Annotated in this window: 7 protein-coding genes; 1 reads left to right on the plus strand and 6 read right to left on the minus strand. The window is 68.2% G+C overall.

Features of this window, described 5'->3' with window-relative positions:
- Nucleotide 1 precedes the first annotated feature (1 nt).
- The 4 genes from dnaK to ACFWEJ_RS02580 form a co-directional block, all read right to left on the minus strand.
- On the minus strand, nucleotides 2-1909 hold the full coding sequence (gene dnaK, locus ACFWEJ_RS02565) for a molecular chaperone DnaK (RefSeq protein ID WP_377227638.1): 1908 nt from the start codon (nucleotides 1907-1909) through the stop codon (nucleotides 2-4).
- A 101-nt stretch (nucleotides 1910-2010) separates the two neighbouring features.
- Nucleotides 2011-2883 (minus strand): MEDS domain-containing protein, encoded by an 873-nt coding sequence (locus ACFWEJ_RS02570; RefSeq protein ID WP_377227639.1) that lies wholly within the window; start codon nucleotides 2881-2883, stop codon nucleotides 2011-2013.
- A gap of 139 nt (nucleotides 2884-3022) precedes the next feature.
- The gene (locus tag ACFWEJ_RS02575) at nucleotides 3023-3466 is read right to left on the minus strand and encodes a hypothetical protein (protein WP_377227640.1); all 444 of its coding nucleotides are present in this window, start codon (nucleotides 3464-3466) and stop codon (nucleotides 3023-3025) included.
- Between the two features lie 245 nt (nucleotides 3467-3711).
- The gene (locus ACFWEJ_RS02580; protein WP_377227641.1) at nucleotides 3712-4494 is read right to left on the minus strand and encodes a MerR family transcriptional regulator; all 783 of its coding nucleotides are present in this window, start codon (nucleotides 4492-4494) and stop codon (nucleotides 3712-3714) included.
- A 28-nt stretch (nucleotides 4495-4522) separates the two neighbouring features.
- Here ACFWEJ_RS02580 and ACFWEJ_RS02585 point away from each other — a divergent pair, with 28 nt between their 5' ends.
- On the plus strand, nucleotides 4523-5680 hold the full coding sequence (locus ACFWEJ_RS02585; RefSeq protein WP_377227642.1) for an HAD family hydrolase: 1158 nt from the start codon (nucleotides 4523-4525) through the stop codon (nucleotides 5678-5680).
- 173 nt (nucleotides 5681-5853) lie between these two features.
- Here ACFWEJ_RS02585 and ACFWEJ_RS02590 read toward each other — a convergent pair whose 3' ends face one another.
- Together ACFWEJ_RS02590 and ACFWEJ_RS02595 are read right to left on the minus strand one after the other, a co-directional pair.
- The gene (locus tag ACFWEJ_RS02590; RefSeq protein WP_377227643.1) at nucleotides 5854-6759 is read right to left on the minus strand and encodes a carbohydrate ABC transporter permease; all 906 of its coding nucleotides are present in this window, start codon (nucleotides 6757-6759) and stop codon (nucleotides 5854-5856) included.
- Nucleotides 6756-7640: carbohydrate ABC transporter permease (locus ACFWEJ_RS02595; protein WP_377227644.1), on the minus strand; the 885-nt coding region annotated here is incomplete at its 5' end. The genes ACFWEJ_RS02590 and ACFWEJ_RS02595, both read right to left, overlap by 4 nt.

The following is a 7640-nucleotide window of genomic DNA, read 5'->3' on the forward strand; positions in this document are numbered from 1 at the left end:
GTCAGTGGGACGTGAACTCGGCGTCGATGACGTCGTCGTCATCACCGGACGACCCACCACCGGAGGCGCTCGCCGGCCCGGCCGTCGACGATCCGGCCGTCGACGACCCGGCACCGCGGGTGGCGGCACCGAGCGCCTGGTTCAGCTGGTGGAGCTCCCCGGTGAGTGCGCGGAGGCGGTCGACAGGCTCGTCGCCCTCGACAGCCTGCCGGGCCTCCCCGACGAGCATCTCGGCACGCGCACGGTCGTGCTCGGGCACGGACGTGCCGGCCTCCTCGAGCACCTTGCCGACCTGGTAGGCCACGGAGTCGAGCTCGTTCCGGGCGTCGACCCGTTCGCGCAGCGCCGCGTCCTCGCCACGGTGGGACTCGGCGTCCTTGATCATCCGGTCGACCTCCTCCTGGCTCAGCGTCGAGGTCTCGCTGATGGTCACCTGCTGTTCGGCGCCGGTGTCCTTGTCGCGCGCCGAGACGTGCAGGATGCCGTTGGCGTCGATGTCGAAGGTCACCTCGATCTGGGGCACGCCGCGGGGCGCGGGCCGGATCTTCTCCAGCCGGAACCGGGCGAGCACGCGGTTGTCGGCAGCTCGCTCCCGTTCGCCCTGGAGGACGACGACGTCGACAGCCGGCTGGTTGTCCTCCGCCGTGCTGAAGATCTCGGTGCGGCGGGCCGGGATGGTCGTGTTGCGTTCGATGACCGTGGTCATCACCCCGCCCATCGTCTCGAGACCCAGCGACAGGGGCGTGACGTCGAGCAGCAGGACGTCCTTGACGTCGCCCTTGATGATCGCGGCCTGGACGGCCGCGCCGATGGCGACGACCTCGTCCGGGTTGACGGTCATGTTGGGTTCCTTGCCACCGGTCAGGCGGCGTACCAGCGCCTGCACGGCCGGGATCCGCGTCGAGCCGCCCACGAGGATGACCTCGTCGATGTCGTCCGCGGTCACCTTGGCGTCCTTCATGGCCTGCTTGACCGGACCGAGGCAGCGCTCGACGAGGTCGTCGGTGAGCTGCTCGAACGTCGATCTCATCAGGTTGACGTTGAGGTGTTTGGGGCCCGAGGCATCAGCAGTGACGAAGGGCAGGTTGACGGCGGTCTGTGACACCGCCGAGAGCTCCACCTTGGCCTTCTCGGCAGCCTCGAACAGCCGCTGCAGGGCCTGGGGGTCGTCACGGAGGTCGATGCCGTTGGACTTCTTGAACTCCTCGGCCAGGTGGTCGACGATGCGGCGGTCGAAGTCGTCGCCGCCCAGGTGGCTGTCCCCCGCCGTCGACCGGACCTCGACCACCCCCTCCCCGACCGTCAGGATGCTCACGTCGAACGTGCCGCCGCCGAGGTCGAAGACCAGCACGGTCTCGTTCTCGAGCTTGTCCATCCCGTAGGCCAGGGCCGCCGCCGTCGGCTCGTTGATGATCCGGAGCACCTCGAGCCCGGCGATCCTGCCGGCGTCCTTGGTGGCCTGCCGCTGCGCGTCGCTGAAGTGCGCGGGGACGGTGATGACCGCTTCGGTGACCCGTTCGCCGAGGAACTTCCCGGCGTCGTCGACCAGCTTGCGGAGCACCTGCGCCGAGATCTCCTCCGGGGCGTAGAGCTTTCCGTTGACCCGGAAGCGCGCCGCGCCGTCCGGATCGGCGACCACGTCGAACGAGACGGCGTTCAGCTCGCTGCTGACCTCGTCGAACTTGCGGCCGATGAACCGCTTCGCCGAGTAGATCGTGCCCTTCGGATTCAGGATCGCCTGGCGTCGGGCCATCTGACCGACCAGCCGCTCGCCGTTCTCCAGGAAGGCGACCACCGACGGCGTCGTCCGGTTGCCCTCCGTGTTGGGGATGACCTGCGGCTGTCCACCCTCCATCGCCGCGATCACCGAGTTGGTCGTTCCCAGGTCGATACCGACTGCCCTGCCCATGACTGGTCCATTCGCCGGAGGTACGTTCCACCGGCCATGCTGCTCGGGCGTGCACGTCACCCACATCCCGTGAACGGGGTAATCGAGGGACCGGGCCCGGGCTAGCCCGTTGCGCCGTGGTGCTGCAGGGCGAGCACGGTCAGCTCGACGCGCGTATGGATGTCGAGCTTGAGGTAGACGTGCTTGAGGTGGGCATCCACGGTGTGCGGGGACAGGTACAGCTCCTCCGCGATCTCGCGGTTGGTCAGCCCCTGGGCGACGCCGGAGGCGATCCGCAGCTCCGCGTCGGTCAGGGACGCCCACTCGTCCGTTACCTCTTCGCGACCCGCACCTGCCTTGACCAGCGGATACGGCGATCCCGAGGTGAGCTCGGCGGGCGGGGCGTACTCCGTCGGGTCCACGTAGTGCGGGTTGTCGATCACGGTGCGGTCCAGCAGGACCCGCGGGTGGGTGTGCAGCACCTCGACGAGCATGTCGGCCCCGAACTTCTGCAGGTCGTAGAGGCAGATGAGGATGGCGGGCATCTGCACGACGGCCTGGTTGACGGCCGACTCATAGCGGAACAGGTCTTCCCAGCCCGGGGGACCCGGCAGCACCCACGACATCTCGCCGGCGGCACGCAGGAGGTCGAAGTCGTCGCCGACGGCCGCGTCCATCCGCTCGAGGAGAAAGCTCATCATGTCGTCGATGCTGAACGCCCCCGAGCGGAGGTAGGTGTCCGACGCCCGTTCGACGTCGAGCTGAGCCGACCGGGGCGAGCGCTCCGGGCCCGCCGGTCGCAAGGCCCGGTCGCGGACCCGCTCCGGCTCGACGTCGTCGATCAGGCACAGACACTTGTCACCGTGTCGCAACCCCTCCTCCAGGAAGGAGAACAACAGCCGGTCGCGCTCGTCCGGGCCTGAGTAGAGCGCACAGAAGTGCGTTCCTGGTCTGACCCCCACCACCCCGGGGATCCCCAGGCTCAGACCGTTCATCGCGGCCACCGTTTCCGAATAGACGTTACTCGGATTCAACAACAGGTGTGCCCCACTCGCTCGGGCCCGCGAGGCAACCGGACGAATGCGACGCCTGACGCCGGTCCGGCCCGTCGCCCAGGTCGACGAAGAGGGCTCATCAGCCCCCGGTGAGCAAGGGCACCAGGTAGATCACCGAGAATGCCTCGTAGAGCGCGAAGACCACGAGCAGCGCGAGCGCCGGAAGGCTCAGTACACCGAGCTGGCGCAGCCCTCCCACGTAGGCCTGCCGACGGTTCTCGGCGCCGACCGACTGCGGTCGGATCCAGGCCCTGCCCAAGAGGTAGGCGCCGAGCGAGAGGAGCACGTAAGCCTGGATCTCCATGACCACGGTGAGGGAGTGTGGGATGAGGGTGAGCCAGCCGTCCCGGTCGACCGGTGCGAGGAGCAGGCCGACGGGGAACAGGGTGTAGGCGTACCAGACGATCCCCGCGAACGGCACGACGAGCGACGGCAGGACGAGGTTGAGCAGGGCGGCTCGCAGGGCGTTGTTGGCCAGGATCGCGAGGGCGAACAGCCAGGGGTTCTCGAGCAGCGACCTCACCAGGTCGCCAGTACCTTCACGCTCGAAAGACTCCATCTGCGCGGCGGTCAGACCGGGGAAGATCAGACCGACCCCGAAGCCGGCGAGGACCGAGCCGTACAAGACAGCGTTCAGGACCAGGTACGCGCGGCGATGTGCCTGAACGGTTTGAAGAGCGCTCCGGAAGAGTCGCATATCTGTGCTCCATGAAGTGAAAGGCACGCCCGTCGGCTCTCGACGGCCGAGCGATACTTCACGCCATGCCGTTAGGGCAGGGTCAAGGACCCGGTGGGACCGGGACGTGGTCTGGTTCTCACGTTGCCTTCCGGACCTGGCTGCGCCTGCGCAGCACGGCCCGCTCGCATGAGGACGTCGATCTGGGCCGAGTTGTACAGCTCCGCAAGAGCTTCAGAAAGCGTCTGCCGGGCAACCAGCTCGCCCTTCGACAGGTGTTCTCCCGATTCGGTCAGGCGGGGATAGCGCCGCAGCTGCCGCACGATGTACGGGGCTAGTTGCGCCGCGATCCGCTGTCGCGTCGCCTCGTCCGCGTCATCAGGCAGGGAATCGAACTCGTCGGCCCCGCCGGCCGGCTCGTCCTCGACCATGCGCCGGACGTCGATCATGGCGGCCTGGCTGTAGAGCTGACCGTAGACGTGGACCAGCGAGCTGTCGGCGTGAGAAAGCCTGGGTGCGACGGCCTCGAAGCCCCGTGGGACGTCGGCCGGACCGCCGTTGTCCAGGATCGCCGCGATGGCGGAGCGAGCCTCCACCTGACGTTCGATGCTCGACGCGAGTTCCGCGTCGAGCTCGCGAAGTGCCGCTGATGCGCCGGTGTCGCCCGCGCGGACCGTGTCGATGTCCGCGAGAGGGACTCCCAGCTCCGTGAGCCGACGGATCCTGAGCAGGCTGACGAGGTGACGGACCTCGTACTGCTTGTAACCGTTGGGAAGTCGGTCGGGCTCTTCGAGCAAGCCTCGCTCGTGGTAGAACCGCACGGACTTCACCGTGGTGCCGGCCAGCTCGGCGAGCTCTCGAGTGCTCCACGCCATGACAGGACCTCTCGACCAGGACGGTGCGGTGTTCGACGCCGTCAGTGCTGACGCCGGCCCGTGGAGGCTCAGTCCCCGGTGCACACTATCGATCCTGACATTCCGGGCCGGCAAGACCATGATCGCGGTGCAGCTCCTGCACGGGCACTCCCTGCGGACACGCTGCCACCGTATGCCCCGTTATATCCTGCTAATTCGGCTCAACGACGCATGGCCGAGCCAGCTATCTGCACGTGAACAACCGGGAGCGCCCATCTGTAGCAGTTCGGAGAGGCCCTCGGCTGATCTCCGAACCGGCCTCAGGCGCAATACGCACGGCCTGCCGTCACGGATCGGCGCGCCGCGGTACCTGGTCGCGCTGGACATCGACGGCACCCTGGTGAGCAGCGGCGTGGATGTCCCACCAGCCACGATCGAAGCAGTCGAGCGGGTCCGCGGTTCCGGGCATCACGTCGTTCTGGCCACCGGCAGAACGTTGACCAGTGCCATGGCAGTGGCCAAGAGTCTCGGGCTGACGGACGAGTGGATCGTCGCGTCCAACGGGGCCGTGACCGCGCGCCTCGAGAACACCGCGCTCGACGGGTACTCACTGCATGAGCGACGCACGTTCCACGCTCGCTCGGTGGCATTGCTGGCCAGCGCTCGCCTCCGCGAGGTACGGATCGGAGCTGAGGACTTCGGACGGGGTTGGCTCGTCAACAAGTGGTTTGCCCACGGACTTCTCAATGGGCACCAGCGGATGGTCGAGCGGCTTGAGGAGCTCTGGGCCTCCCCCACCACTCGCGTCGTGGTCAACGGCCCCAGCGCGGTTTCCTTGATCGAGCCCCTGCGCCGTCTGGGCGTGAGCGCGACGCCTGAAGGAGCCCGCTGGATCAACGTGACTCCGCACGGAACATCCAAGGCATCCGCCCTGGAGCTCGTTCGCGCCCGCCTCGCCGTGCCGTCGGACTACACGGTCGCGATAGGTGACGGGCTGAACGACGCAGAGATGCTCGCCTGGGCCGCTCACGGCGTCGCCATGGGCCAGGCCGACGAGCAGGTAAAGGCCGTTGCCACCAGCGTCACGGGCACCATCGACGAGCAAGGCGCGGCGGCCGCACTGCGTTCGCTGACAGCTGGGCACCTGCCGCAGCCTGCCGCGGTGGCCGGCCGCTCGAGCAGGCCTCTGCCAGGCGCGGCCACATGACCCTCCAGAAAATGGCCCGTACCGCCGACCGTCAACGCACCCGCCCACCAGGTCATCCGCGACCTCACGGACCACGGGAGGGCGAGATCCTGGTCGACGGCAGCGCCAGCATCATCAAAGCGCTCTTGGCCTCGGCGAACGAGGCGAGATGACCATCAGGGCTGTGCCGGGCGTCACTTGATGGCTCCCGCGCCGATGCCCTGCACGATGTGCCGCTGCGCCATCAGGTAAAAGATGACGACGGGCACTATCGAGATGGCGGTGGCCGCGAGGAGGACCTGCTGCTGCGGCGTCTCGGCCGAGGTGAACGCCGTGAGCCCGCGCTGTACCGGCATGAGCGCGTTGTCGTCGAAGATGACGAGCGCCATGAGGTACTCGTTCCATGCGGCCAGCCCTTGGATCACCGCGACGGCCGCGAGCCCCGGTCGTGCGAGGGGCAGGATGATCCTTGCGAAGATCGTGAGCGGGCCGGCGCCGTCGAGCGCTGCGGCCTCCTCGAGATCCTTCGGCTGACCGGCGAAGAAGCTCCGCATGATGAGCGTCGACATCGGTATGCCCGAGGTGATGAGGACAAGGACGTAGCCGACCGGGCTGTTCGTCAGGCCGAGCGAGATGAGCAGCTTGTACTGCGCGAGGAACATCGCCGGGGCCGGGATGATCATGACGGCGAGAAGCACGACGGTGAAGGCACCCTTCCCCGCGAAGTCGAGCCGGGCCAGGGCATACCCCGCCAGGCTCGAGACCAGCAGGATGCCCACCACCGCGCAGGCGGTGTAGATCACGCTGTTGCGCAGGTAGGTGCCGAGGTCCCCCTGGACCCACGCCGTGACGTAGTTGCCCCACTGCGGGTCGGTAGGTAGGAAACTCTCGTTGGCGAGCAGCTCCGGCAGGGTCTGCAGCGATCCGGACAGCATCCAGAACAGCGGGAACAGGGCGGTCACGGCTGCGATGCCGAGCAGCCCGTACAGGCCGACGCGGTCCAGCCGCACCGGGCGCCGACGGCGGTCCGGCGTGCCGACCTCCTCCGCGCTCCCCTGGCGCGCCCCGGAGGGCGTCCTGGTGTCCTTCGTCGTGGTCATGCGCGCGACCTCCGTCCGGTGACGGCGAGCTGGACGACCGACAGCAGCACGAGCGCACCACCGAAGATGACCGACATCGCCGCGGCGCTGCCGTACCGCCAGTTCACGAACGCCTCGTTGTAGATGGCCAAGGTGGGGACCATGGTGTGATAGCCCGGCCCGCCGTCGGTGAGCACCTGCACGGTGCCGAAGATCTGCAGCGCGGCCAGCAGCGTCAACAGGCTGACGATGGAGGTCACCGGCGCGAGCTGGGGCCACGTGACGTAGCGGAACCGTGCCCAGCGGTTCGCACCGTCCAGCTCCGCGGCCTCGTAGAGCTCCCTGGGCACGTCCTGGAGGCCGGCGAGGAACAGCAGGAAGCCGAAGCCCCAGTGGAACCACACGAACACGGCTGCCACGGCGGGCAGCGCGACCGACGGCTCGCCGAGCCAGTTCTGCTCCAGCGCGCCGAGGCCGGCGAGGTCGAGCAGCCGGTTCAGCACGCCGGACCCGGGAGCGAGGATGAACGAGAAGAGCAGGCCCACGACCACCACCGAGAGCACACCCGGCAGGTAGAACACGGTGCGGAAGATGGTCCGTCCACGCGTGATGCTGTTGACCGCCAGCGCCATCCCCAGCGCGATCCCGTTGCCGGCGAAGAAGCCGACGACGCCGAAGTAGAGCACGTTGCGCATCGAGGCCCAGAAGATCGGGTCGGAGGCGACGAACTCGTAGTTGGCCAGTCCCACCCAGGGGGTGTCGGGGCTGACGCCGTCCCAGGACTGGAAGCTGAGGAGGATGGCCTGCGCGAACGGGGTGATGGTGAAGAGGCCGACGAGCGCGATGGCCGGGGCGAGGAAGAGCCAGCCCCGGAGGTTGCGGCGGAGCGCGCGCCCCCCGCG

Origin of the sequence: Promicromonospora sp. NPDC060204, assembly GCF_042728455.1 — a bacterium.
Classification (GTDB): domain Bacteria; phylum Actinomycetota; class Actinomycetes; order Actinomycetales; family Cellulomonadaceae; genus Promicromonospora.

Excerpts from the sequence above, each read along its gene's own strand:
- ACFWEJ_RS02570 (WP_377227639.1), bottom strand. The coding sequence starts at position 2,883 with ATGAACGGTCTGAGCCTGGGGATCCCCGGGGTGGTGGGGGTCAGACCA.
- dnaK (WP_377227638.1), bottom strand. The coding sequence starts at position 1,909 with ATGGGCAGGGCAGTCGGTATCGACCTGGGAACGACCAACTCGGTGATC.
- ACFWEJ_RS02580 (WP_377227641.1), bottom strand. The coding sequence starts at position 4,494 with ATGGCGTGGAGCACTCGAGAGCTCGCCGAGCTGGCCGGCACCACGGTG.
- ACFWEJ_RS02590 (WP_377227643.1), bottom strand. The coding sequence starts at position 6,759 with ATGACCACGACGAAGGACACCAGGACGCCCTCCGGGGCGCGCCAGGGG.